The sequence below is a fragment of the Streptomyces sp. NPDC001832 genome, assembly GCF_040297265.1.
GTDB lineage: Bacteria > Actinomycetota > Actinomycetes > Streptomycetales > Streptomycetaceae > Streptomyces.
Genome location: NZ_JBEOYU010000004.1, coordinates 103,174 through 127,308 on the forward strand (window position 1 = coordinate 103,174; position 24,135 = coordinate 127,308).

General features: G+C 70.2%; 19 protein-coding genes. 9 read left to right on the plus strand and 10 right to left on the minus strand.

Annotation, left to right across the window (positions count from 1 at the left end; genetic code table 11):
• The first annotated feature begins 95 nt into the window (after window positions 1-95).
• From ABT115_RS05260 to ABT115_RS05270, 3 genes are all read left to right on the plus strand, one after another.
• Window positions 96-1,649: an AbgT family transporter gene (locus tag ABT115_RS05260; RefSeq protein WP_351784237.1), complete on the plus strand. Its 1,554-nt coding sequence runs from the start codon at window positions 96-98 to the stop codon at window positions 1,647-1,649.
• Window positions 1,650-1,704: 55 nt separating this feature from the next.
• Window positions 1,705-2,868: a M20 family metallopeptidase gene (locus ABT115_RS05265; protein ID WP_351784239.1), complete on the plus strand. Its 1,164-nt coding sequence runs from the start codon at window positions 1,705-1,707 to the stop codon at window positions 2,866-2,868.
• Window positions 2,869-3,210: 342 nt separating this feature from the next.
• Window positions 3,211-5,526, plus strand: a complete 2,316-nt coding sequence (locus ABT115_RS05270) for a GH92 family glycosyl hydrolase (RefSeq protein WP_351784241.1) — start codon at window positions 3,211-3,213, stop codon at window positions 5,524-5,526.
• A gap of 373 nt (window positions 5,527-5,899) precedes the next feature.
• Here the strand turns inward: ABT115_RS05270 and ABT115_RS05280 are convergent, their stop codons facing one another.
• Window positions 5,900-6,697: an enoyl-CoA hydratase-related protein gene (locus ABT115_RS05280; protein ID WP_351784243.1), complete on the minus strand. Its 798-nt coding sequence runs from the start codon at window positions 6,695-6,697 to the stop codon at window positions 5,900-5,902.
• Window positions 6,698-6,789: 92 nt separating this feature from the next.
• On the opposite strand from ABT115_RS05280, the gene ABT115_RS05285 reads away from it, so the two are divergent.
• A complete protein-coding gene (locus tag ABT115_RS05285) occupies window positions 6,790-7,821 on the plus strand; it encodes a 3-oxoacyl-[acyl-carrier-protein] synthase III C-terminal domain-containing protein (protein ID WP_351784245.1) in 1,032 nt (343 codons plus the stop codon).
• Window positions 7,822-7,875: 54 nt separating this feature from the next.
• Here the strand turns inward: ABT115_RS05285 and ABT115_RS05290 are convergent, their stop codons facing one another.
• Together ABT115_RS05290 and ABT115_RS05295 are read right to left on the minus strand one after the other, a co-directional pair.
• A complete protein-coding gene (locus ABT115_RS05290) occupies window positions 7,876-8,361 on the minus strand; it encodes a MarR family winged helix-turn-helix transcriptional regulator (RefSeq protein ID WP_351784247.1) in 486 nt (161 codons plus the stop codon).
• A gap of 24 nt (window positions 8,362-8,385) precedes the next feature.
• A complete protein-coding gene (locus tag ABT115_RS05295; RefSeq protein ID WP_351784249.1) occupies window positions 8,386-8,835 on the minus strand; it encodes a hotdog fold thioesterase in 450 nt (149 codons plus the stop codon).
• A 113-nt stretch (window positions 8,836-8,948) separates the two neighbouring features.
• Here ABT115_RS05295 and ABT115_RS05300 point away from each other — a divergent pair, with 113 nt between their 5' ends.
• Both ABT115_RS05300 and ABT115_RS05305 read left to right on the plus strand, forming a co-directional pair.
• Entirely contained in the window at window positions 8,949-9,908 is a 960-nt protein-coding gene (locus ABT115_RS05300; RefSeq protein ID WP_351784251.1) for an aldo/keto reductase, read from the plus strand.
• Window positions 9,909-10,221: 313 nt separating this feature from the next.
• Entirely contained in the window at window positions 10,222-11,172 is a 951-nt protein-coding gene (locus ABT115_RS05305; RefSeq protein ID WP_351784253.1) for an aldo/keto reductase, read from the plus strand.
• A gap of 126 nt (window positions 11,173-11,298) precedes the next feature.
• Here the strand turns inward: ABT115_RS05305 and ABT115_RS05310 are convergent, their stop codons facing one another.
• Complete coding sequence (locus ABT115_RS05310; RefSeq protein WP_351784255.1) at window positions 11,299-11,832, minus strand: cysteine hydrolase family protein; 534 nt, start codon at window positions 11,830-11,832, stop codon at window positions 11,299-11,301.
• A 64-nt stretch (window positions 11,833-11,896) separates the two neighbouring features.
• Between ABT115_RS05310 and ABT115_RS05315 the strand changes: the two genes are divergently transcribed.
• From ABT115_RS05315 to ABT115_RS05325, 3 genes are all read left to right on the plus strand, one after another.
• On the plus strand, window positions 11,897-12,751 hold the full coding sequence (locus ABT115_RS05315; protein ID WP_351784257.1) for an alpha/beta fold hydrolase: 855 nt from the start codon (window positions 11,897-11,899) through the stop codon (window positions 12,749-12,751).
• 469 nt (window positions 12,752-13,220) lie between these two features.
• Window positions 13,221-16,454 carry an AfsR/SARP family transcriptional regulator gene (locus tag ABT115_RS05320; RefSeq protein WP_351784259.1) on the plus strand — a complete coding sequence of 1,078 codons (3,234 nt, stop codon included), beginning with the start codon at window positions 13,221-13,223 and terminating at the stop codon, window positions 16,452-16,454.
• A complete protein-coding gene (locus tag ABT115_RS05325) occupies window positions 16,451-17,791 on the plus strand; it encodes an MFS transporter (RefSeq protein WP_351784261.1) in 1,341 nt (446 codons plus the stop codon). The genes ABT115_RS05320 and ABT115_RS05325 overlap by 4 nt, the downstream gene beginning before the upstream one ends.
• A 21-nt stretch (window positions 17,792-17,812) precedes the next feature.
• Here ABT115_RS05325 and ABT115_RS05330 read toward each other — a convergent pair whose 3' ends face one another.
• The 6 genes from ABT115_RS05330 to ABT115_RS05355 all read right to left on the minus strand — a co-directional run bounded on the left by ABT115_RS05330 (window position 17,813) and on the right by ABT115_RS05355 (window position 24,110).
• Entirely contained in the window at window positions 17,813-18,202 is a 390-nt protein-coding gene (locus ABT115_RS05330; protein WP_351784263.1) for a PPOX class F420-dependent oxidoreductase, read from the minus strand.
• 19 nt (window positions 18,203-18,221) lie between these two features.
• Entirely contained in the window at window positions 18,222-19,883 is a 1,662-nt protein-coding gene (locus tag ABT115_RS05335) for an FAD-dependent monooxygenase (RefSeq protein WP_351784265.1), read from the minus strand.
• Entirely contained in the window at window positions 19,880-21,460 is a 1,581-nt protein-coding gene (locus tag ABT115_RS05340) for an MFS transporter (protein ID WP_351784267.1), read from the minus strand. The genes ABT115_RS05335 and ABT115_RS05340 overlap by 4 nt, the downstream gene beginning before the upstream one ends.
• 201 nt (window positions 21,461-21,661) lie before the next feature.
• Window positions 21,662-22,378, minus strand: a complete 717-nt coding sequence (locus tag ABT115_RS05345) for an HAD family hydrolase (protein ID WP_351784269.1) — start codon at window positions 22,376-22,378, stop codon at window positions 21,662-21,664.
• Window positions 22,366-23,109 (minus strand): SDR family NAD(P)-dependent oxidoreductase, encoded by a 744-nt coding sequence (locus ABT115_RS05350; RefSeq protein ID WP_351784271.1) that lies wholly within the window; start codon window positions 23,107-23,109, stop codon window positions 22,366-22,368. The genes ABT115_RS05345 and ABT115_RS05350 overlap by 13 nt, the downstream gene beginning before the upstream one ends.
• A 17-nt stretch (window positions 23,110-23,126) precedes the next feature.
• Window positions 23,127-24,110: a 3-oxoacyl-ACP synthase III family protein gene (locus tag ABT115_RS05355; protein WP_351784273.1), complete on the minus strand. Its 984-nt coding sequence runs from the start codon at window positions 24,108-24,110 to the stop codon at window positions 23,127-23,129.
• Window positions 24,111-24,135: the final 25 nt, after the last annotated feature.

The following is a 24,135-nucleotide window of genomic DNA, read 5'->3' on the forward strand; positions in this document are numbered from 1 at the left end:
CGACCACCCCGGATCGGCGGTCCGGATGCGACCAAATCCCCCACGGAGTCCTTCACTCCCCTGTTTCCCTTCTTGCGGAAAGGTTTTCTTTTGCGATGCCCCATGAGCTGACCACCAAAGAGGTGGCCCCGCAGCCGAAGGTGCTGCGGGCAGCCTTCCGCAGCTTCGCCGTGATCGAGAGGGTGGGCAACAGACTGCCCCATCCCTTCTGGCTGTTCTGGCTGCTGGCACTGCTTGTCATCGCGCTGAGCGCGGTCTTGTCCGCAGCAGGTCTCGGCGCCGTCCAGCCCGGAGGCGACGAGACCGTCGAGGTACGCAGCCTGCTCAGCCACGACGGCATCGCCATGATGGTCGAGGAGGCGGTGGAGAACTTCGCCGGCTTCCCCCCGCTGGCCACAATCATCACGGTGATGCTCGGCATCGCGGTGGCCGAGCGCAGCGGACTGTTCAGTGCCCTGCTGCGTCGCCTCGTCGCACGGGTACCGGGCAAGTACCTGACTTTCGCCCTGTCCATGACCGCGATGGTCGGCCACGTCGCCGGCGACGCCGCCTACGTGACGCTCATCCCCCTGGGCGCTCTGGTGTTCCGCGCCGCCGGCCGCAGCCCCGTGCTCGGCTGCATAGTCGCGTTCGTCTCCATCTCGGCGGGCTACGACGCCTCGCCCTCGCTGACGACCACCGACGTACTGCTGTCCACGATCTCCACCGCCGCCGCGCAGACGATCGACCCGAATTACGTCGTCACTCCTGTGGCGAACTACTACTTCAGCCTCGCATCCTCGGTGCTCGTCGCCCTCGTCATCACCCTGGTCACCGAGAAGGTCCTGGCCCGCCGCCCTGATCTGGAGACCGACGAACCCGCCTCGGACCTGAACGCCGCGGAACTGACCGACGTCGAGGTCACCTCCGCTGAGCGCCGCGCCCTGCGGATGACCGGACTGGTCGCGCTGGCCTTCGTGGCCGCTCTGATCCTCGTCATGCTGCCGACGACGTCTCCGCTGCGCGGCGAAGGGGGCAGTGTGGTCCAGTCCCCGCTGTTCTCGGGCATGGCCCTTCTCCTGGGTATCTTCTTCGCGCTGCTGGGCACCGTGTACGGCCGGATCACGGGATCCCTCCCCGGGTCCCGGGACGTAGTGGCGGCCATGATCGAGGGCGCCCGGTCCATGGCGCCGATCCTGGTGCTGTTCTTCGCCATCTCCCAGTTCCTCGCCTACTTCAAGTGGAGTCACATCGGCGAGGTGCTCGCGATACGGGGCGCGGAAGCGCTGCAGAACCTCGGCGTGCACGGGTGGGTGGTCCTGCTGGGGATAGCCGTCCTGGTCACCTTCATGAACCTGGCCATCACCAGCGGATCCGCGCTCTGGGCGCTGGCCGCACCGGTGTTCATCCCCATGCTCATGCTCATCGGGATCAGCCCTGAGGCCACCCAGGCCGTCTACCGGGTGGCCGACTCCGTCAGCAACTGCATCACGCCCATGAGCCCGTACTTCGCGATGGCTCTCGGCTTCATCCAGCGCTACCGGAAGTCGGCGGGGATCGGCACGCTCGCCTCGTTCACCATCCCGCTGGCCGCTGTCGTCTGGGTGGTGTGGGTCGCCTTCGTTCTGGCCTGGTATCTGCTCGGCATCCCCTTCGGCCCCGGCGCCTGACCCCGAATCTCCCGTATCCCCCGCATCCCCCACATTTCCACGGAGCGACCGCACCATGATCTCCGAGCTCGCCCGCAGCGCCGACGCCGCCGCTGCGGACATCCTCACCGACATCACCGACCTCGTCGCCTGCGAGACCCACAGTTACGACCTCCCCGGTCTCGATCACGGCCTTGAACTGCTGAGCACCCTCGTCACCCGCCGACTCGGCACCCCCACAGAAGTGGAACGGCACCCTGGCGGCGAACAGGGCGACACCGTGGTCATCACCTACGAAGGGCACGGCCCAGGGCACGTCGCGATCGTCGGCCACTACGACACCGTGTGGCCGCGGGGCACACTCGCGAACTGGCCGATCGCCTCCCACCGTGACTCAGACGGCCGGGAACGTCTGAGCGGGCCCGGCATCTTCGACATGAAGACGGGCCTCGCTCAGGGCATCTGGGCTCTCAAACTGCTCCGCGAAAGCGGTGCGGCAGTGCCCACCGTGACCTTCGTCCTCAACGGCGACGAGGAGATCGGCTCCCTCTCGTCCCGAACGGTGATCGAACGGGTCGCGGCATCCGTGGATGCCACGCTGGTACTTGAGGCGAGTGTGGACGGTGCCGTCAAAACAGGCCGCAAGGGCGGTGGAATCTTCACGGTGACGGCCACCGGAGTGGAAGCACACGCCGGGCTGAACCCCGAGGACGGGGCCAGCGCGATCCACGCGCTCGCCGAGTTCGTCACGGGTGCTGCGGCCACTGCCGCACCCGCGGAGGGAACCACGGTCAACGTAGGGCGTATCAGCGGCGGATCCGGAACGAACGTCGTGGCCGGACAGGCTTCCGCGAGCATCGACATCCGTGTTCTCACCCAGGCGGAGCAGGACCGGGTGGACGCCGCGTTCGACGAGATCCAGGTGAGCGACCCGCGCGTCCGTATCGATGTCCGGCACGGCTGGAACCGGCCGCCGATGACGCTGAACTCCGCGTCGGAGCCCCTGTTGAAGACCGCGCGAGCAGTGTCGGAAGAACTCGGCCGGACTCTCGCCGACGTCACCGTCGGTGGTGCCAGCGACGCGAATTTCGTCGCGGGTCTGGGCCTTCCTGTGCTCTGTGGCCTGGGAGCGGTCGGCGGGGGCGCCCATGCGAGGCACGAGTTCATCTACCCGGACACGGTGGCTCACCAGACCGCACTGGTCGCCGGAATACTGCACCGGCTGGTCGGCACCTCCTGACGCACCGGCATACCGATGGCCCACCGGCGACCCCGAGCGGCAGCCATCGGGCCTGCCAGGCACCGTGACATCCGAAAACGCACAGCAGAAGACCCAGGCCGGAGCATTGTCCGGCCTGGGTCTTCTGCGGAGCCCCCTGTCGGATTCGAACCGACGACCTCACAACGCCGCTCGATCCCCCGGGAGGAGCGGATGCCGGTGGTGTAGCCGGCCTGGCCGCCGACCGGGCCCCAACACCCGCGCACGGGAATTCCCCCTCCGGCATCTTGTGCGCCGGCAACTCTCGCGCCAGACTCCAAAAATCAACTGACAACGATGTCAAGCGCTTTGGAGGCAGACAGCATGCACAGCGGCAGATCCCCGGCCCTCGGCGCCCCGGGCGCCGTGCACCTGCCACGTCCGCGGTCGACGCTCCTGGCGTGGGCATTCGTCATCGCGACGGCGCTCGTCGCCGCGTTCCTCCCGCCGTTCGCCACCACCGGCTGGGCGGTTTCCAACCGGTCCAACGTGGACCTGGTCAACCCGTTCATCGGGACGGCGGGCCAAAGCGCCACCGAGTACGGCGGCATGATCCCGAGCACCGCCCCGCCGTTCGCGATGACCCGCTGGTCGCCGATGACCCGGCAGAACTACGTCAGCCGGACGCCGTACCACTACTCCGACACGAAGATCAGCGGCTTCATCGGCACCCATCAGCCGGCCATCTGGATGGGCGATTCCGGTTACGTGTCGGGCATGCCCGGCGTGGGCTCCGTGAAGACGACGGCCAGCGACCGGGCGCTGCCGTTCAGCCACTCCGACGAGCACGCCGCTGCGGACCGCTACTCGGTTGAGATGCAGGCCGGTTCGGGCCGGACGCTGAAGACGGAGATGACCGGCACGTCCCGCGTCGGCCTGCTGCGTATGACGTATCCCAAGGGTGCGGACAGCAACTTCGTGCTGCAGGCGACCCGTGTGGGCGTCATCGGCAACGTGCACATCGATCCCGCCGCCCGCGAGATCACCGGCTACAACCCGGACCGCCAGGACAGCAACCTCGGCCCGTTCAAGGCATCGAACTTCAAGGGGTACTTCGTCGCCCGGATCGACACCGGCTTCGACAGCTACGGCACGGCTACCGGCGGGACGCTGCACGAGGGCCAGGGCGACCGCACCGACGGCGACGTGTCCGCGTACGTGCGCTTCCCCTCCGGCACCCGGACCGTGCAGGTGCGTATCGCGACGTCGTTCATCTCGCTGAAGCAGGCCCGTGCCAACCTGGCCGCCGAGGCCCCTAACGACCAGTCCTTCGAGCAGATCGCCGACAAGACCCGCGCGCAGTGGAACCAGAAGCTGAACCGGGTCCAGCTGCGCGGCGGGACCGCCGACCAGCAGGCGGTCTTCTACACGTCGATGTACCACGCGCTGCAGTACCCGTCGGAGAACTCCGAACACGGCCGCTACTACAGCGCGTACGACGACAAGGTTCACTCCGGAGTCAGCTACACCGGCTACTCGCTGTGGGACACCTTCCGCGCCGAGAACGCGTTCCTGACGCTCTTCGCCCCTGAGCGGATCGATGGCATGGTCACCTCGATGCTCCACGATTACCAGGAGGGCGGGTGGCTGCCGATGTGGAAGAACATCACCGAGACCAACATCATGGTCGGCACCAACGCCGACTCGGTGATCGCGGAGGCCATCGCCAAGGGTTTCACCGGCTTCGACCGCAAGCTCGCGTACGAGGCGGTGTACAAGGACGCGATGACCCCGCCGGAGAAAGACACCGAACTCGCCTACTACGACCGCCAGGAGGGCACTCCGGTGGAAGCCCGGGCCGGCCTGACCTACTACAAGCAGAACGGCTGGGTCGCCGCGGAACGTACGGCGGAGTCCGCGTCCCGCACGCTGGACTACGCGTACGAGGACTGGGCGGTCGCGCAGGTCGCGAAGGCGGTCGGCAAGACCGACGACGCTGAGATGTTCCTCAAACGCAGCGCGAACTTCAAGAAGCTGTACAACCCCGCGACCGGCTTCATGCAGGCCCGCTTCAGCAACGGCTTCTGGGCCTGGGGCGGCTGGACCGAAGGCGACCAGTGGGTGTACACGCTCGACGTCCTGCACGATGTGCCGGGGCTGATGGATCTGATGGGCGGCAAGGAAAGGTTCGCGTCGTGGCTGGACGGCTACTTTGCCGGCGGCCACAACAACCACACCAACGAGCCGAGCCACCACGCCGCCTACCTCTACGACTACGCGGGCCAGCCGTGGAAGACGCAGGCGAAGGTGCGCGAGATCGCCGCGGCGAACTACGCGAACCGCACGGACGGCCTCAGCGGCAACGAGGACTGCGGCCAGATGTCCGCCTGGTACGTGCTCTCCTCGCTGGGCATCTACCCGGTCAACCCGGCATCGGCGAAGTACTCGGTGGGCAGCCCGTTCTTCGACCAGGCAATCGTGCAGCTACCGGCCGCGTCCCGTCCGCTGGTGATCAGCGCCTCGGGGGCGGCGGACAAGCAGTACGTCCAGTCGCTGTCGCTGAACGGCCGGAGCGTCACCAAGCCGGTGCTGAGCCACTCCGACCTGCTGCGAGGCGGCCAGTTGCGTTTCACGATGAGCGACACCCCACAGAGTTGGGGCGCTTCGGCGTCGCCGACGCAGGGGGCGGGCGCACACTGAGACAGCGGCCGGCCGCCCGCCGCTGGCCGTTAAAATGAACGGCGCCCTCTCCTCCCTCACCCTCCGGCTAGTAGCGATCAAGGACATGTGCTCGGGCGGTGGCGGATGGACCCTCGCCACCGACAGTTCTGACGCGATCCACCAACGGCACGCTCGTGCCATGTCATGCATCGATGACCAGCGACAACGTGACCGAGGTCGAGACCGGCGAGCCGTCCGAGGCGGTGCCGTCGAAGTCTGCGGATGACCGGCTGATTGACGAGCTGGTGGGCCGGGCCCAGGCCGAGGGCTTGCAGCTGACCGGCGAGGGCGGGCTGCTGGAGTCGGCCCTCGAGGGTGACAAGCCGGCCGCTGCAGGGCGCGGGACCGTGGATCACCGCGGTACGAAGACCGGCTTGCGGCGCTCCCGGACGGCGGCCATGGCTTCGGGGAAGTCAGGGCGTGTGAACGATTCCCGCATGAGGGAGACGGACTCGGCCACGGCGTCGGCCGCCGGCATGCGCAGGCCGTCCAGGATCTGGCGCTTGATGACGGCCATGGACGCCGGGGAGCAGGTCTCGGCGAGTTGGCGGGCGTACTCCTGGGCGGCCGCCAGCACCGTGTCGCGAGGCGCGGTGTACTGCACCAGGCCCATCCGCAGCGCCTCCTGCGCGCCCACGGCCCGGGAGGACAGCAGCAGGTCCGTCGCGTTGCCGACGCCCACCAGGCGTGGCAGCAGCCAGGCCGCGCCGTACTCGGCGATCAGGCCGAACCGGCTGAACACGGCCGAGACCTGCGCCTCGTCCGCCATGAACCGGACGTCGGCGTACAGGGCGTGCACGAGGCCGAGGCCCGCCGCGCTGCCGTTGATCGCTGCGATCAGCGGGGTCCGCATGGTCAGCGGAAGATGCGCGGGGTGTCCGAGGATCGAGTCCGGGTCCTCGTCCGGCGAGTCCTGTGAATCGGCCAGTTGGGCGAGCAGGTCGGGGGTCGCTCCCGAGCAGAAGCTGCTGCGCGCGCCCGTGACGACGACGGCGCGGACCTCGTCGTCGGCGTCAGCCTCGGCCAAGGCGTCGTAATAGGCGCCGAACATGGACAGGTCCATGCCGTTGCGACGCTCGGGACGGGCGAAGGTGATCGTCCGCACGGAGCCCTCGGTGTGTGTCTCTATGCCCGTCGCGCTACTGGACATGCCCTCTACCTCCAGATGACAGATGACAGACTGCTGACTTTACTAAGTGAACTGCTTATCATGAAGCCCCTGATGACGAGCGGAGCATTGCTGTGCGACTACCGAGACCGCTGGGTCTGTCCGGCCTGAGCACGTGGATACCCGAAGCACGTCAGACCGCCCGGGACGCCGTCGAACAAGGCCTGGTGGAGGCGGACACGGCCGAGGAACTCGGTTACGAGGCGCTGCCGGTGGCGGACAAGGCTCCTCCCGAGATGGCGGTGCTGGCGGCGCGCACGGCCCTGGAGAGTACCGGGACTGCGCCGGCCGGGCTGGGCATGGTGCTGCATGCCTGGATGTACTACCAGGGGCACGACCTCTGGTCGCCTCCGCATTACATCGCCGATCAGCTCGGCGCCCGACAGGCCGAGCCGCTGGGTGTCCAGCAGGTCTGCAACGGCGGTGCGGCGGCCGTCGAGGTGGGCGCCGCCCGGCTGCTGGCCGACCCCGGCCTCGGCGACGTCCTGGTCACGACGGCCGACCGGTTCGCCGCACCGGGCTTCGACCGCTGGCGCGGAGACTATGGGATCGCCTACGGGGACGGCGCCACCGCGCTGCTGCTGCACCCGCTCGAAGAGCGTTCCGCGGACCTGCTGCTGCACGCGGTCGCCACGGTCGCCGCGCCGCAACTGGAAGGGATGCACCGCGGACGGGACGCGTTCGGTGCGATGCCGCGCTCCGTGAGCGACCGGGTGGACATGCGCCGCACGAAGAAGGCTTTCCTCGAGCGTGAGGGCATGGAGGCCTTCACCCGGGCCAGCGCGGAGAGCCTGACGGCGGTCGTGGAGCGCTGCCTCGCCGCCGGCGGACTGGCACCCGACAGTCCGCTGCTGCACTGCGTCGTTCCGCCGCGGCTGGGCGCGAAGACCCTCGACCTCGCCTATGCGCCGGCCCTGCGCAAGATGCTGTCGGCCGAGATCCGGATGGTGGGCGGAGACACGGGACACCTGGGCGCGGGGGACGCGGCGGCCAGCCTGGCCGAGCTGTGGGCCGACCGCGTCCTGTCGCCGGGCGAGTATGCCCTGGTGGTGAGCGCGGGGGCCGGGTTCACCTGGTCGTGCCTGCTGGTGAGCGCCGCCGCCTGACCGTCGGGCGCCGGGACGCCCGGGACCGGGTGGCCCGCTGTGGAGCCACCCGGTTCACTGCGTTTCGTTCAGCGTCTTGATGGCCCGCTCCAGGTAGTTCTCGAACTGCTCGAACTCCTTCGGGGTGAACTCGGCCCGCAGTCCGTCCTCGACGCGCACGGCCTCCTTGTCCGCCTTCTTCAGCACGGCGCGTCCGGCCCTGGTCAGCTTGTTGACGATGACCTTCTGGTGGAGCGGGGAAGGCTCTCGCTCCACCAGGCCGTGCTTCTCCAGGTTGGCGAGGACCGTCGACATCGTCTGCGGCGTCACCATGCTCTCCCGGGCGAGTTGCGCGGCCGACATCCCGCCCGGGAAGAGTGAGAGCAGCAACAGTACGGAGTACTGGGGAACGGTCAGGTCGAACTGGCGCAGCACCTGGTTCTTGCGCGCGATCAATGCCTGCTCGGCCCGCTTGATGGTGTTTCCGAGCCGGTCCCCGACCGCTGCCGTCACGGCCGCGCGGGGGTCCTGCGCGTGCTTCGTCGTTCTGGTATCCGCCATGTCAGCAGTCTCCCATGAATGAGCCTACGAATCCCTCTCGGGACGTGCCTGCCGCCGGGGCTGGGGAAGCGCGCAGGTGAGCCGGGCGGTGCAGACCCTCCGTTCCCGCTCGTCGGAGATGACGATCTCGTACGTGGCCACCGCGCGCCCCACGTGCAGGGGACGGCAGACGCCCGTCACCAGGCCGGCGCGCACCGCGTGGTGGTGGGTGCAGGAGAGTTCCTGGCCGACGATGATCCGGTCCGGTCCGGCGTGTACCCAGGCGGCGAGCGAGCCGAGGGTCTCCGCGAGGACCGCGTTGGCGCCACCGTGCATGATCCCGATCGGCTGCCGGTTCCCCCGCACCGGCATGGTGCCCACGACGAGGTCCGATTCGCAGCGGAGGATCTCAATCCCCATGCGGGTCACCAGCTGTTCGTCCAGGTAGTTCGGAAGGACCGGCACCGGCCCCAGCGTCGCCGCCGACTGCGTCATTCGACCCTCCATGTTCGTACGTGACCGGATGAGTGTACGTGTCCTGTCTTATGGTAGCTATTGGAGATCAAGATGTGTACTGTTACGGCCTTGTCGAGAAGAGGGAGGCCGCGATGCGCGGTACCACACTGGGGACTTCCGGCCCCGAGGTCGGCGTCGTGGGTCTGGGCTGCATGGGCATGTCCTGGGCGTACGACGAACTGGGCAGGGACGACACCGCCTCCGTGGCGGTCGTCCACCGCGCCGTGGAGCTGGGCTGCACGCTCATCGACACCGCGGACATGTACGGTCCGTTCACCAATGAGGAGCTCGTCGGCCGGGCGCTGCGCGGCCGGCGGGACGAGGTGGTGCTGGCGACCAAGGGTGGTCTGGTGGTGGACGATCCCAAGACCTACGCCATCCACCGCGACGGAAGGCCGGAGCACCTGCGCGGCGCTTGCGAAGCCAGCCTCCGGCGCCTGGGCGTCGACCACGTCGACCTCTACCAGCTCCACCGGGTGGACCCGGACGTGCCCGTCGAGGAGAGCTGGGGCGCCCTGGCGGAGCTGGTACGGGAGGGCAAGGTGCGTGCCCTCGGCCTCTCGGAGGCGTCGGTCGAGGACATCCGGCGAGCTCAGGCCGTGCATCCCGTGGCCTCCGTGCAGAGTGAACTGTCCTTGTGGAGCCGGGACACGGTCGAGTCGGGGGTCCTGGACTTCTGCCGCGAGCAGGGCATCGCCCTCATCGCCTTCTCGCCGCTCGGCCGGGGTTTCCTCTCCGGCCAGATCAGCTCCGCCGACGACCTTCCGGAGGTCGACGGCCGCCGCCGGCTGCCCCGCTTCCAGTCCGAGGCGCTGGCCGCGAACCTGGGCATCGTCGGCCGGCTCCGGCAGGTCGCGGAGCGGCTGCGGGCCACCCCGGCGCAGGTGGCGCTGGCCTGGGTGCTCGCGCAGGGCGAGAACGTCGTGGTGATCCCGGGCACGAAGAACATGCGCTACCTGGAGGAGAACGCGGGCGCGGCCGCAGTGGAGCTGGACGACGCCTCGCTGGTTGCGCTGGAGGACGTTCCGGCGGCGGTGGGCACGCGCTACTGACCGATCCGGCCGCACTCGGTCCGGGCCTGTGACGGTCATGGGCTCGGGTCCTGGCCCGTGACGGTCATGGCGCGCGGGTCGTTCCGCACCGTGCACCTGCTTGCGGACTCCGACAGCGGGACGAAAGGCTCCGTGGCTGCCTTTGCTCCGTGGCTGCCTTTGCTCCGCGCCGGTCCGTGCGCCGAAGGGCAGCCGGCGGACGGCCGGAACGAGGTGCGCCGTGTCGGCGGCCGCACCACGGTTCCGCCGTCGGGTTCACGGCGTCCGCCCAAGGCACGGTGCCTGGCGGTGGCAGGAGAGGAGAGGGGGAAGGGTGCGCCTGAGAAGTCTGGGCAACACGGGAACCAAGGTCGGCGCGATCGGCCTCGGTTGCATGGGCATGAGCCGGCTGGACCAGGAAGCCTCCCGCGACGACGGGCGTTGCGTCCGGGTGATCAACGAAGCCCTGGACCTCGGCGGGAACCTCCTCGACACCGCCGGACACAACGAGTCTCTGCTCGGCAAGGCCATCGCGGGACGGCGCGAGGAGGCCGTCGTCGCGACGAAGCCCGGGATCGCCCCGGACGATCTCTGCCGGCGGGCGATTTACCGCGACGGCTCACCGGCCCATCTGCGCGAGGCCGCGGAGGCGAGTCTGCGACGCCTGGACATCGACGTCATCGATCTCTATTACCTCCACCGCATCGACCCCGCGGTGCCGTTGGCGGAGACCTGGGGCGCCATGGCCGAGCTCGTCCAGCGAGGCATGGTGCGCTGGCTGGGGCTGTCCGGGGCGACCGTGGCGCAGGCCCGTGAGGCGCACGCGATCCACCCGGTGACGGCGGTGCAGTCCGAACTCTCGCTGTGGAACCGCGACGCGCTGGACGGCGCGTCGGACGGCATGGTCGGCTGGTGCGAGAGCATGGGAGCGAGCTTCATCCCGTCCGCGCCTCTGGGGCGCGGCTTCCTCACCGGAACGTTGCGTGCCGACCAGTTCGAGAGCGGCGACTTCCGTACCTCCGATCCCCGCTTCCACCGCGCCGCGATGGAGGCGAACCAACGCATCGTCGACGTGATCAGAGAGGTGGCCGACCGCCGGTCGGTCACCCCCGCCCAGGTCGCCATCGCCTGGGCCCTCGCACAGGGCGAACAGGTCGTACCGATCCCTGGCACGAAGAACTCCCGTTACCTGCGGGAGAACCTGGCCGCGTCGGAAGTCCGGCTGGCCGACGAGGACTTAACGGACCTTCGCACACTGCCCGCCCCCATCGGCAGCCGATACTGAGCCGTGAGCGTCGGCGCCTCCAGGACCGTGCACGGCCCGCGCCGCCTTGCCCGGCAGGGGGTCCGACCCCGTGACCCATGCCACGCGAGGGCCCACCAGGCGCAGAGCCTTTCTCTCGATGCCGTGTCAGCTTCCCACGGCCTCGGAGGTCACGAGTGAGTCGACCGGACACATGCGCGCACCGAGCGCGGCCATGCGGTCCAGCGCCTCTCGGTGCTGCGCATCGCTCTCGCCGGCGGTGGCGTCGGGGACGACGGTCACCTCGTATCCGAGGCGCAAAGCCGTCGTCGCGGTGGACGCCACGCCGTGCGCGGTGGTCAGGCCGGCCAGCACGATCTTCGTCACCCCCGTCTGCCGCAGGTGGTCGTGGAGACCGGTGTCCTCGAACGCGTCGAGGCCGTGCTTGGTCACCACGTGCTCTCCGGCACGGGCGGCGAGCGCGGGAACCAGGTGGTTGGGCGCCGCGGCGAGGCCGCCGTCGGCGCCATCGGCGCGGACGTACCGGACGAGGACGACAGCCGCGGAGTCCGCCGCCGCGAAGTGCTCGCGCAGCCTTCCGCAGGCGTCCGCCACGGCGGCGCCGCTCACCGGCTGCCAGGGCCTGTCGACGATCCACCGTTGCAGATCGATCAGGACAAGTGCCGTGCGCGCGCGGGTCATGAAGTGCCCCCCGGGGAGAAATGAACAGCGTCCACGGCACACTAGCAAGGGGAAACTCGGGTCAGTGGAGAGGTCGATTCCGGCCGACGACGGTCTGCTGTTGTGGGCCGAGACGTTCGGCAACCGTCGTGATCCCGCGGTGCTGCTGGTCATGGGCGCCACCGCGCCGGGCATCGTATGGCCGGACGAACTGTGCCGGCAGCTCGCGTCGGCGGGGTACTACGTGGTGCGCTACGACCACCGCGACACCGGGAGATCCGGCAAGTCCGATGCCGAGTACGACCTTTCGACGATGGCCGCGGACGCAGCGGCGGTGATCGCCGGGCTCGACGCGGGCCCGGCCCACGTGGTCGGCCAGTCGGCGGGCGGCATGGTCTCCCTACTGCTCGCCCTCGGCCGTCCCGGGCTCGTCCGTTCCCTGGTGCTGCTGTCCAGTTCGCCCGGCGCCGACGTCGGCGTGCGGCAGCCGCACACCGGGCCTGCGGATACGCATGCGCCGGAGGCGGAGCCGTCCGCGCGGCCCGGATCGCCCGCGGCCGGACCCGAGGAGCGCCGGGCCATGGCGGTCGAGGGCTGGCGGAGACTGGTGGGGCCCACCGCGCCGTTCGACCGCGCCTACTGGGCGGACCTGGTCGACCGCGTGGCGGCACACAGCAGCGAACCCGACACCTCCGCACGCCACTTGGCGGCTATGGCGCGTACGCCCGCGCTCACTGGCCGCATCACCGCACTCCAGGTGCCGGCGCTGGTGGTGCACGGCGAGCAGGACCAGATCTTCCCCGTGGAGCACGGCGAGGAGCTGTGCCGGGCGATTCCGGACGCGCGGCTCCGCCGGATCCCCGGCATGGGGCACATCTTCCCTCCGCACTGGTCGTCGACGATCAGCGCGCTGATCGTCGGTCACCTGCGACGGACATGACGTCCGGACGCGGACGCCCCGACGGACGCACGGATGGACGGCCGAAAGAACGGACAGCTGGACGAACGGACGGACGGGCGTAGGAAAATTGATTCCTCGACATTGCGTACCGCCTGTCACGGTCTCAACTACGCGTCAGAGAAGGAATCGCGGCCGGTTCCAAATTTCGGCGGCGGTGAGAAACGTCACCCCGGCGACTCACCCCAGTAAACCCTTTGGCCAGAATATGACGTCCAGTAGTGTGGCATCCGCATGAGTGAAGTCACCTTATGGAACGCGCGATTCCGGTGATGGCGCCGCACGTCTGCGCGGAAAGACCGGGAACGAGCAGGTCAACACAGACTGACGGGGGAAGGTGAGCTGTGTGGCAGGACCGACCGCAATCGTGGCGGACAAGGCCGCGACATCCGGCTACGGAAACAACTTCGGGATTCTCGGACCGCTTTCAGTGACGGTCCAAGGTAAAGAAATGGCATTGAATTCCGCGAAACTTCGTATCCTGCTGGCAGCCCTGCTGGTGCGAAGCGGAACGGTCGTAAGCAACGAACGTCTCGCCGAATGGCTTTGGGATGAACGACAGCCGTCCAATCCTCGCGGAACGCTGCACACCTACGTACGGCGCCTGCGGATGCTGCTCGGCGACGCCCTCCCGCTGGAGACGGCCGCCGGCGGCTACCGGATCGATGTCCCAGCGGGCGAGCTGGACTTCCAACGCTTCCGCGGGCTGGTCCGGGCCGCCCGGCGGTCCGAGGCGCTCGAGGAGCGAGCCCGCCTGCTCGCCTCGGCGCTCGCCACCTGGCGGGGTGCGGCGCTGGAGGACGTTCCGTCGAGCTCACTGCACCAGGACGAGTGCCGGTCCATGGAGGACGAGCGACTGGCCGCGCTGGAGGCGTGCTTCGAGACCGACCTCCAACTCGGCAGGCATGCACAGCTGGTGCGGGAGCTGCGCGCCGCGGCCATGGACAATCCGCTGCGGGAGAACTTCTGGAGCATGCTGATGCTCGCCCTCTACCGCTCGGGCCGGCAAGCGGAGGCCCTGGACGTCTACCAGCAGGCCAGGCGGCATCTGGTCGAGCAGCTCGGCATCGAGCCGGGCGAGCGGCTGCGCACCCTGCACACCGGGATCCTCGAATCGGACCCGGCGCTGGCAGCTCCGGACGGCCCGGGCCCCAGCACCGGCGAGACCGGCCCGGTGCCCACCCAACTTCCGCCGCTCGGGGCGGGTTTCGTGGGACGCGAAGCCGTAATCGACCGGATCGCGGCGGCACTCCCGCCCTCGTCCGGGCGCACCAGCGTCCCGGTCGTCGTGCTGTCCGGACCGCCCGGAGTGGGCAAGACGGCTCTGGCGGTGTGCGTCGGCAGGCGAGTACGGCCGGCCTTCCCGGACGGCCAGTTGTACGTGGACCTGAGCGGCTACGACCAGGGAGCGGCGCGTGAGCCGTTACCGGCCGAGCAGGTGCTCTCGCAGTTCCTGCGCGCGCTCGGGGTGCCGGCGAAGCAGATCCCGGTCGACCTCGTGGAGCAGGCGAACCTGTACCGGTCGAAGCTGACCGGCAAGAAGGTGCTGGTGGTGCTGGACAACGCCGCCAGTGCCGAACAGGTGGTCCCGCTCATTCCGGGCGACGGCGGCTGCTCCGTGCTGATCACCAGCAGACGGCAGTTGCGCTCCCTCGTCGTCACGCACGGAGCCCAGTTGATCCAGGTCGGCACGCTCAGTCCGCCCGAGTCGATGGACCTGGTCGCGGGCATGATGCGCCAGGCCGCAGTGACGATCGATCCGGAGACGGTGCGCGAGGTCACCGCGCTGTGCTCGTGTCTGCCGCTGGCCCTGCGGATCGCCGCGGCCAACCTCATCGGCGCTCCGGGCGGGCAGACCGAGGTGTACCTGGAGAGTCTGCGGCGCGGCAACCGCCTCGCCGCCCTGTCCGTCGACGGCGACACGACGTCCGCGGTCTCGACCGCCATCGCCCTGTCGTACTACGCCCTCGCACCGGACGACCGCGTCATCTTCCGGCTCGCGGGACTCTTCCCCGGCTCCGACTTCTCCCCCGCCGCCGTGTCGGTGCTCGCCGACATCAGCGAAGCGCAGGCGCGGGCGGGTCTCAGCCGCCTGGAGATGGCGAGTTTGCTGCAGCAACCCGCCCCGGGTCGCTACCAGTTCCACGACCTGCTGCGCGAGTACGCCCAGGACCGCGCCGCCGAGGAGGACCCCGAGCGGGAGCGCGCCGAGGCTGTGGAGCGGCTCGGCCGGTGGTACCTGGCGGGTGTCTGCGCCGCGGCCGACGTCCTCTACTCGGAGTTCGTCCGGCTCGCCGAACCGCCGTTGCCTCAGGGGACGTTCGACGCGCCGAGCCATCGCGACGAGAGCCACTCGACGGCCTGGCTGCTGGCCGAGCGGCGCAACCTGATGGCGTGCGTGCGCTACTTCGGCGCCCATGGACCGCACTACCTCTCCTGGCACATCGCCGACGCGCTGCGCGGCTTCTTCTGGACGGGCAAGTACCGGACCGAATGGTGGGAGACGACCCGCACCGCCCTCGCCGCCGCCGAGGCGCACGCCGACGACCGCGGCATCGCGGCGATGCACCGCAGCCTCGCCAACCTCGCCAACACCCTGGGCGACTACGAGTGGGCCCTCGTGCACCAGGAGAAGAGCCTCGCGGTGCACGACCGGCTGGGCATGGCCGAGGAGGCCGCGGCCACGCTCAACAACATGAGCCTCGCCCACCTCAGCCTCGGCCGCGGAGGCCGGGCCCAGGAGGCCGCGCAGCGGGCGCTCGACATCGCGCACACCATCCTCTCGCCGCGTCTGGAGGCCACCGCCAAGGGAGTGCTGGGCTTCATCCACTGGACGCGGGGGGACATCGAGGGCGCGACCGAGTTCCTCACGGCCTCCCTGACCACCGCCGGCGCCCTCGGCCTGCACCACATCAGCTCGTACAGCCTGCGCAATCTGGGCCTGGTGCACCAGGCGACCGGAGAGCTCACCGAGGCGCGGTCCTACTTCAGCCGGGCGCTGGAGGTCTCCGAGGCCATCGACTCCTCGTACGACCGCAGCGTCTCGCTGTACGGGCTCGCGCTCGTCGACCTGGACATCGGCCGGTACGACAGCGCGTGCGAGTCGGCGCAGCAGGCACTGAGCTCCTTCCAGGAGTGCGGCGACCGCACGTACGAGGTCGAGACGCTGTGCCTGCTGTCTGCCATCAGCGGGAGCCTGGGTTCACCGCGGCGGTCGGCACAGTACGCGGCCAAGGCGCTCGACGGGGCCCGGCAGATCGGCTACGTGGACGGCGAGGCGTACGCGCTGGCACGCCTCGCCGTCGCCGACGGACTCCTCGGCCGTGACGCCGCCGATCACGCGGAGTCGGCCCGCTCGCTGGCCGACTCCAGCACGAACCGGATGGCCCGCAGCAAGATCCTGCTGGACCTGGCTCAGCTCTACCTGACCCTGAACGCGCCGGACCGGGCCGAGGAGTGCGCGCGCCAAGTGTTGCGCCTGTCACAGCCGAGCGCGCAGCGACTGAACATCGCCCGGGCCGAGGAGGTCCTGGGCGCCGTCGCCACCTGCGGCGGCGACCACGCACGGGCGCGCGCGCACTGGAACAGGGCGCGGGCGGCCTTCACCGACATCGGCGTCCTCGTGGACACCGATCCGCCAGCACGGCTGGACGCGTCATCGGGTCAAGGGAGGACGGCATCGTGAACACCACTGCTCCAGCAACCGGCGTGCGCACCGCGACGGAACGCGGACGCCTGCGCCAGATCCTGCTCGCCTCGCTCGGCAACGCCGCGGAGTGGTTCGACTGGACCGTGTACGTGACGTTCGCCGCGGTGCTCGGCCCGCAGTTCTTCCCGTCCGGCGACGGGGCCACGAGCGTCCTTGAGACCCTGTCCGTGTTCGCCGTCGGTTTCCTGTTCCGGCCGGTCGGCGGGCTGCTCATCGGCGCCTACTGCGACCGTCGCGGCCGCGGCGCGGGGCTGCGGCTGTCGCTGCTGATGATGGCGGGCGGCAGTCTCCTGATCGCGCTCGCCCCGGCCCACCGGACGGCCGGCGTGCTGTCCCCGGCGCTGCTGGTGGCGGCACGGGCGCTGCAGGGGCTGTCCGCGGGCGGCGAGAGCACGGCGATGAGCACCTACGTGACCGAGACGGCGCCGAGGCGGCGCCGTGGGCTGTACTCCAGCGCCATCTACATCAGCACCACGCTCGGCACGCTCACGGCCACCTTCCTCGCGCTCTTGCTGCGGAACACGCTCACGCCGGGCCAGTTGGGCGACTGGGGGTGGCGTGTTCCCTTCGCGCTCGGCGCCCTGTTCGCCTTGTACGGCTGGTGGATGCGCCGCGGCGTGCGCGAGACGCCGGTCTTCGACGCGGTGCCCGTGCGGACGCGCCGTCCGGCGTGGCGGGTGCTGCGCACGCATCCGCGCCGTGTGCTCCGGGTGGCCGGCTTCTCGTTGGGCGCGACCGTCGTCTACTACACGTTCGCCACCTACCTGCCGCTGTACGCCCAGGTGCACGACGGAGTGCCGGCGAACGCGGCGCTGTGGGCGTCCGTCGCCGCACAGGTGGTGTTCATGGCCGCGTTGCCCCTGCTCGGCACAGCCACCGACCGCTTCGGCCCACGGCCCATGCTGCTGGCGTTCGGCGGCGGGTTCGTCTGCCTGACCCCGGTGCTGTTCGGGGTCATGTCGGGTTCGGCCGTGCGGCTGTTCGCAGTAATGACAGCGGCGCTGCTGCTGTTCGGGTGCTACGCGACGGCTGCACCGGCGGCGACGCTGCAGATGTTTCCCACCGCGCTGCGCTCCACCGGCGTGGGGCTGCCGTACGCGCTGACGGTGGCGCTGTTCGGCGGTACGGCGCCCTATCTCAACGAGTACCTCTCCGGGCTCGGTCACGCCGTCTGGTACCCCTGGTACGTCGTGGTGCTCTGTGCGGTCAGCACGGTCTTCTTCTTCCGGTTCCGGGGGACGGCCGACGCGGACCTCACCGCCGTCGAGGACACCGGCCGCGTTCGCACGGCGGGCGGCGCCGTGCGGGGATGACGCCGGGCCTGCGCCGGGTCCTCACTGCTTGCTGGTCCCGGTTGGGCGGATCACGTACACCACCCGGTGCTCCGCGTCGGCGGGCGGGCCGTCGAACTCGAGGGCGTAGCGGTCGGCGAGCCGGAGGAAGAAGGCGCCCTCGGGGTCCGGGTCGATGCGCTCGACGGCGCCGCGGATCTCCAGGTATCGGTAGGGCTGCTCGGGGTCGTTGATGGACACCGAGACGACCGGATGACGCGTGACGTTGCGGTACTTGTACCGGGTCGTGGTGTTGGTGAAGTACAGGTACTCGCCGTCCCAGCCGAACCACATGGGGTTCACCTGCGGGGTGCTGTCCGGCCTGATGGTGGCCAGATGCGCGAAGAGGGGGCGCTCCAACAGGTCGCGGTGACTCTCGGGAATGATCGACATGGTGTTTCTCCGGTGGATGTCAGGCAGCTTCGGGCGGGTGTCGGAGCGCGTCGGCGCGGTTCTCGGGGATGTCGGCGGGCTTGAGCAGCGGGGCGAAGAGCCCTTCGAGCCGCCGCCGTACTCGCCAGGACTCGCGCGCGGGGCAGACCAGGTCGGCGATCCCGTCCGGGCGGACCAGGACGATCCGGGTGGTGTCCGGACCGCTCGGCGACGCGGGCCGTTCGGGCGTCCACGGCCGCAGCGTCCGGGCGCGGGTCCGCAGCACCTGGACCTCGACCGTCCCGGCGCACTGGTCGCTGACCCAGGCGGCCAGCCGGGCGGACCTGCCGCCGGGCGCTGGGTCGCCCAGTAGCAGGAGGGTGTGGCGGAGGTCGGAGAGAGCCGAGCGCAGCGGCATCCGCCGGGAGCTCGTGGTGTCCCAGATCCGTCTTTGCGGGACGAGGCCGCCCTCGGTGAATCCTCCGGAGCCCGGCCACGGCCCTCCGGCGGGCAGGGCGAGGCGCCGCCGGAAGCCGGGCTGCGCGTAGACGGTCCGCTGGCCGGCCAGCCAGGGCAGGTAGTCGAGGTGGAAGAGGCGCAGCGCGGAGGCGACGCGGAGCGCGTTGTCGCGCAGGGCCACGTGGTGTGGTTTGTTCAGCAGCCAGATCCTGGTCTGGACGTCCGCCTGCTTGATGGCGGCCCGGGCGGTCTGGCCGCGCTCGCGCTCGAAGCTGTCCAGGAGCGCCGTGTCACTCAGGCCGTTCCAGCACAGGGCCAGTTTCCAGGCCAGGTTGTGCGCGTCTGCCATCCCGATGTTCAGCCCCTGGCCGCCGGCCGGACTGTGGATGTGCGCGGCGTCGCCCAACAGGAAGACCCGTCCCTCACGGGTTCGGTCCGCGTGCCGGGAGTGCACCGCGAACACGCTGATCCAGTCAGGGTCACGCAGTTCGATGCCGCCGGGACCCCGCTCGTCGACCAGTTGCTGGACGACCGCCAGGTCCACGTCGTCGCGCTTCAGGCCGGGCGGTGCCGAGGTGAAGACCCGGAAGCGGCCGGAGGGCAGTCCACACGTGACCAGGATGCCGCGCGGTGAGCAGAAGTAGTGGGTGACGTCCGGCTCCAGCGGTCCGTCGAGGTCGATGTCGGCCACCACGAAGGACAGTTCGTGCGTGGCGCCCTCGAAGCCGATGTCCAGGTGCTCCCGGACGCGGCTGCGCGCGCCGTCGGCGCCCACCACCCAGGAGAACTCCTCCGTCCGCTCCGTTCCGTCACGGTCGCGCAGCACCGCCTTGACGGCAGGCCCGTCCTGCTGGAATCCGGCCAGTTCGGTGCCCCACTCGATCTGTCCGCCGGCCTCGGCCAACGCGTCCCGGAGCATGGACTCGACGTCCGGCTGCGGCAGGCAGACCGGTTGCACGTCCGGGTCCCGGAAGCGCAGGTCGGCGATCACCCGGCCGTCTGAGTAGTACCGCATGGCCCGCTGCGGCAGGACACGCCGCCGTATCTCCTCCTCGGCTCCCATCCGGCGCAACAGCTCCAGGGTGCGGGGCCAGACGCCGAGTGCCTTCGTCGACGTGCTCGGGCCTTCGGCACGGTCCACGCAGCGCACCGGTACGCCGCGCCGGGTCAGTTCCACGGCGGCGGTGAGGCCGGACGGGCCGGCGCCGACCACCAGGACGGGACGCTGGTCTCGAGTCGTCATACGCGGGTGGCCTCCTGGGCGGTGGCGTCCTTTGCGGCCGGAGCGGCGGTGGCCGGCTCCTCGCGCTCGCGCAGCATCAGGTAGACGACGACGGTGGCGACGGCGCAGACCGCGGCCAGCAGCCACAGCACGGAGTGCATGGCCCCGGTGTAGCTGTCCGCGAGGAAGTCGCCGAAGCGGTCGCGCAGTCCGGGTTCGACGCTCCGTCCTGCGCCCGCCAGGTCGCCGCTGGCGACCCGGTTGGCCACGCCGGACGCGTCGGCGGCGGGAAGTCCGTAGTCGCGCAGGCCGCCGGCCACCCGGCTCTGCAGGAGGGAGACCAGGACGGTGCTCATCACCGTGATGGCGACCGCTTCGCCGGCGAGCCGCATGGTGTTGAACATTCCCGCGGCCATGCCGGCGCGTTCCGGGGCGACCGAGGTGATCGCCACGCCGTCGATCAGGCCCGCCGAGAAACCCATCCCGACGCCGATCAGCAGGAGCGGGCCGGCCAGCTCCAGCGTGGAGATGCCCGGGTGCAGCACGGTGAGCCAGGCGCCGCCGAGCGCCACCAGGAGGAGGCTGAGGCTGAGGACGACACGGGTCGACATGCCCAGCTTCACCAGCCGGCTGACGCCGAGCGGCACCACCAGCACCGGCAGGGTGAGCAGCATCATGGTCGCGCCGGCGACGTCCGCGGAGGCTCCGTTGGCCGCGCTGAACCACGAGGGCAGCAGCACCAGCAGGCAGACGAAGCCGAAGGCGATGGCCACGGGCAGCAGGCAGACGGCCAGGAAACGGGACTGCCGGAAGAGCGCGAGGTCGAACATGGGGTGCGTCTGACGGCTCTCGGCGACGATGAACAGGGCGATCAGCAGCGCCGCACCGACGAACAGGCCGATCACCTCGGCGCTGGCCCAGCCGGTCTGCGGTCCCTGGACCACGGCCAGCATCAGCAGGAAGAGGCTGCTGGTGAAGGTGACGGTGCCCCACCAGTCGATCCTGGCGCCCTCGCTGTTACGGGACTCCGAGATCGAGGGCAGCGCCAGCAGGGCCGCGGCGGCCACGAGGGCGTGCGCGAAGAACACCCACCGCCAGCCCAGCGCGCCGACGAGGAGACCCGACACGGACGGGCCCAGGGCCAGGCCGGCGCCCGCCGAGGAGCCGAGGATCGCGAACGCCCGGCCGAGCGCGGCCCCTTGGAAGGTGGTGGCCAGGATTGCGCTGCCGCTGGTCATCACGGCGGCGGCGCCGAGCCCGGCCAGGCCGCGCATCACGTCGAGCAGCAGCACGTCGCCGGCCAGGCCGCTGGCCACCGAGGCGAGGACGAACACGGTCGTTCCGGCGGCGAACAGCCGCCGGCGGCCGACGATGTCGGCCAGCGAGCCGCAGGCGAGCATGAAGGAGGCGAACGCGAGGTTGTAGGCGTTGACCACCCACTGCAGCGGGACGATGCCGGCGTGCAGGCTGGACGCGATGTCGGGCAGGGCCACCGAGCTGCCGGTCAGCGAGGCGGGCAGGATCAGGACGGCCACGCAGACCGCGGCGAGGACGATAGAGGGCCGTGCCGTGGCGCGGCCCGAGGTCACTGTGCTCATGTGAGCTGCAATCCCTCCGTGGGCGACTTGTAGAAGGTTCCCTTGAGGTAGGACACTAGTTTATAGCAGCACTCTGTCATTCATGCGAGCATTACCTTGAGCGAGCAGGCTGAGCTGCTTCCGCCTTCCGTGGCGTCGAGGACGCCGTCGCCGGCCGCTCGCGAGTCGCACGGGCCGGGCGGGAGCGGGCAGGACGGGTGATCAGACGGGTATGCGCTCGGTGCCGGGCACGAGCGCGTTGGACAGCACCCGCCAGCCGTGCTCGGCCGCCATCCCGGCGAGCACGGGGTGGTCGCCGACGACGGTGGGCCGGCCCACCAGCCGGAGCATGTCGAGATCGCTCGGGTCGTCGGCGTAGGCGAAGCACTCCCCCGCCGCCGCGCCCCGCTCCGCGAGGACGTCGCGCACCGCGGTCCCCTTGGCCGAGCCGAACATCGCCCGGGCGATCCGTCCCGTCAACAGCCCGGCCTCGTCCACCTCGGGCTCGGTGCACAGCACCAGGTCGATGCCCAGGTCCTCGGCCATCGGCCGCAGGCTCGCGGCCCACGCACCGGACACGGCCACGGTGAGGTGGCCCTGGCGCTGGTGGTGCCGCAGCTCGCGCAGTGTGGCCTCGACGAACGGGATTCCCCGGCCGCGCAACTGCGCGTACCAGTCGCGGCCCTGGTTCAGCAGTTCGTCCCACGCGACGCCGGCGACGGCGCGGTAAAACATCGCGCTCGCCTCCGCGGGAGCGCCGCCCTCGGCGGCGAACCTGCGGATGGGATCGACCTTGACCCGGTACGCCGAGCCGTCCAGGTCGCCCTGTTCGCGCAGCCGGTGGCGCAGCATCGCGAACGGGCTCTTCATCGCGACCAGCGTCTCGTCGACGTCGAAGAACGCCACCACCGGGGCGGAGGATGCCGTCAGGCCGCCCACATCAGCCCCCCGTTGACCTCCAGCACGTGCCCGTTCACATACGAGCTGTCCGAGGCGGCGAGGAACACGGCGGCCGCCCCCACCTCCTCCGGCCGTCCCAGCCGCCCGGAGAGCAGCCGCTTTCGGTAGCTCTCCCAGATGCGGTCGTCCGCGGCGACCTGCTTGCCCATGCCCTCGTCGATGTAGCCGGGTGACAGGCAGTTGACCGTGATGCCCTTGTGCGCCAGTTCGAGAGCCGACGCGCGGGTGAACATCTCCACGGCGGCCTTGCTGGCGCTGTAGGCGGCCGCGCCGGCCACGGCACGGCTCGCCACGCAGGACGAGAGGTTGATGATCCGGCCACCGCCCTGTGCCTGCATCGGGCGGATGGCCGCCCGGGTGCACAGGAAGACCCCGTTGAGGTTGGTGGCGACGGTGGTGTTCCAGTCCACCGTCGAGAGCCGGCTGATCGTGCCGTCGCGGCTGACGCCGGCGTTGTTGACCAGCACGTCGATCCGGCCGAAGGCGGCCAGGGCCGCCTCCATCAGCTCCGCCACGGAGTCCTCGTCCGTGACGTCGGTGCGCTGGTAGCGGGCCCGGCCCGGATGCCGGTCGATGATCTCCTTCACATCGTATGGGTTGCGGGCGGCGCAGACGACGTTCGCGCCTTCGGCGAGGAAGCTCTCCGCGATGGTGCGGCCGAGGCCCCGCGTGCCGCCCGTGATGATGGCGGACATTCCGTCGAGTCTCATGGGTTGCTCTTCCGTCCTCAGTACCAGGTCATGAGGGTGGCAGCGGCGGTCATGCCACCGCCGATGGAGGCCAGCAGGACACGCTCACCGCGTTCCAGGGGGCGGGCGTGATGGGTGTGGTGGAGCGTCAGCGGTACGGAGGCGGCCGCGGTGTTGCCCAGGCTCGGCGCCGTGAGGGCGACCTTGTCGGGGTCGATGCCGGCCTCGGCCGCGAAGGACTCCAGCAGCCGGGTGTTGGCCTGGTGGAGGACGAAGCGGTCCACGTCCTCGATCCGGGCGCCGCAGTCCGCGAGGGTCTGGCCGACCACCTTGTGCAGCGTGGTCATGGCGTACTCCCGTACAGCCCTGCCGTCCATCCGGAAGCGGTGCTCGCCCGCCGCGCGGGCCCGCTCGTCCAGCGGGGTCCGGCTGCCGCCGGCCTCGACCTTCACGTAGTCGTGCAGTTCGCCGTTGGCCAGCAGGGTGCTGGCGTGGATTCCGTAGCTCTCCGGCACCGGACCGAGCACGACCGCGCCCGCACCGTCGCCGAAGAGGCTGACGGTCTTGCGGTCGCCGCGGTCCATGAGCGTGGAGAAGACGTCCGCCCCGACCACCAGGGCGTGCTGCCCGGGCTGTCCGTCCAGCAGCGCCTTGGCGAGGGTGAGCGCGTAGAGGAAGCCACTGCACACGGCGTTGACGTCGAAGGCGGGCAGGGCCGGCAGGCCGAGGCCCGCCTGCACGATGGCCGCCGTCGACGGCTGCGGGTGGTCGGGGGTGCAGGTGGCGACGACCAGGGCGGCGAGCCGTTCCCTGGCCTCCGGTCCGGCCTCGCCGAGCGCCGCGCGGGCTGCGGGCAGCGCCAGGTCGGACGTCGCCTCGCCGGTCGCGGCGTAACGCCGCTCCAGGATGCCGGTCCGTTCGGCGACCCACTCCTCGGTGACGTTCGCCCAGGCCGCGATCTCCCGGTTGGTCACGACGCGTTCGGGAAGGTGAGCGCCGACTGATATCACGCCGATTGCCATTGATCAGCCTCTTCTTCCTGGTAAC

Excerpts from the sequence above, each read along its gene's own strand:
- ABT115_RS05260 (WP_351784237.1), top strand. The coding sequence starts at position 96 with ATGCCCCATGAGCTGACCACCAAAGAGGTGGCCCCGCAGCCGAAGGTG.
- ABT115_RS05310 (WP_351784255.1), bottom strand. The coding sequence starts at position 11,832 with ATGACCCGCGCGCGCACGGCACTTGTCCTGATCGATCTGCAACGGTGG.
- ABT115_RS05330 (WP_351784263.1), bottom strand. The coding sequence starts at position 18,202 with ATGTCGATCATTCCCGAGAGTCACCGCGACCTGTTGGAGCGCCCCCTC.
- ABT115_RS05300 (WP_351784251.1), top strand. The coding sequence starts at position 8,949 with ATGCGCGGTACCACACTGGGGACTTCCGGCCCCGAGGTCGGCGTCGTG.
- ABT115_RS05355 (WP_351784273.1), bottom strand. The coding sequence starts at position 24,110 with ATGGCAATCGGCGTGATATCAGTCGGCGCTCACCTTCCCGAACGCGTC.
- ABT115_RS05290 (WP_351784247.1), bottom strand. The coding sequence starts at position 8,361 with ATGGCGGATACCAGAACGACGAAGCACGCGCAGGACCCCCGCGCGGCC.
- ABT115_RS05270 (WP_351784241.1), top strand. The coding sequence starts at position 3,211 with ATGCACAGCGGCAGATCCCCGGCCCTCGGCGCCCCGGGCGCCGTGCAC.
- ABT115_RS05335 (WP_351784265.1), bottom strand. The coding sequence starts at position 19,883 with ATGACGACTCGAGACCAGCGTCCCGTCCTGGTGGTCGGCGCCGGCCCG.
- ABT115_RS05340 (WP_351784267.1), bottom strand. The coding sequence starts at position 21,460 with ATGAGCACAGTGACCTCGGGCCGCGCCACGGCACGGCCCTCTATCGTC.
- ABT115_RS05280 (WP_351784243.1), bottom strand. The coding sequence starts at position 6,697 with ATGTCCAGTAGCGCGACGGGCATAGAGACACACACCGAGGGCTCCGTG.
- ABT115_RS05265 (WP_351784239.1), top strand. The coding sequence starts at position 1,705 with ATGATCTCCGAGCTCGCCCGCAGCGCCGACGCCGCCGCTGCGGACATC.
- ABT115_RS05350 (WP_351784271.1), bottom strand. The coding sequence starts at position 23,109 with ATGAGACTCGACGGAATGTCCGCCATCATCACGGGCGGCACGCGGGGC.
- ABT115_RS05295 (WP_351784249.1), bottom strand. The coding sequence starts at position 8,835 with ATGACGCAGTCGGCGGCGACGCTGGGGCCGGTGCCGGTCCTTCCGAAC.
- ABT115_RS05320 (WP_351784259.1), top strand. The coding sequence starts at position 13,221 with ATGGCATTGAATTCCGCGAAACTTCGTATCCTGCTGGCAGCCCTGCTG.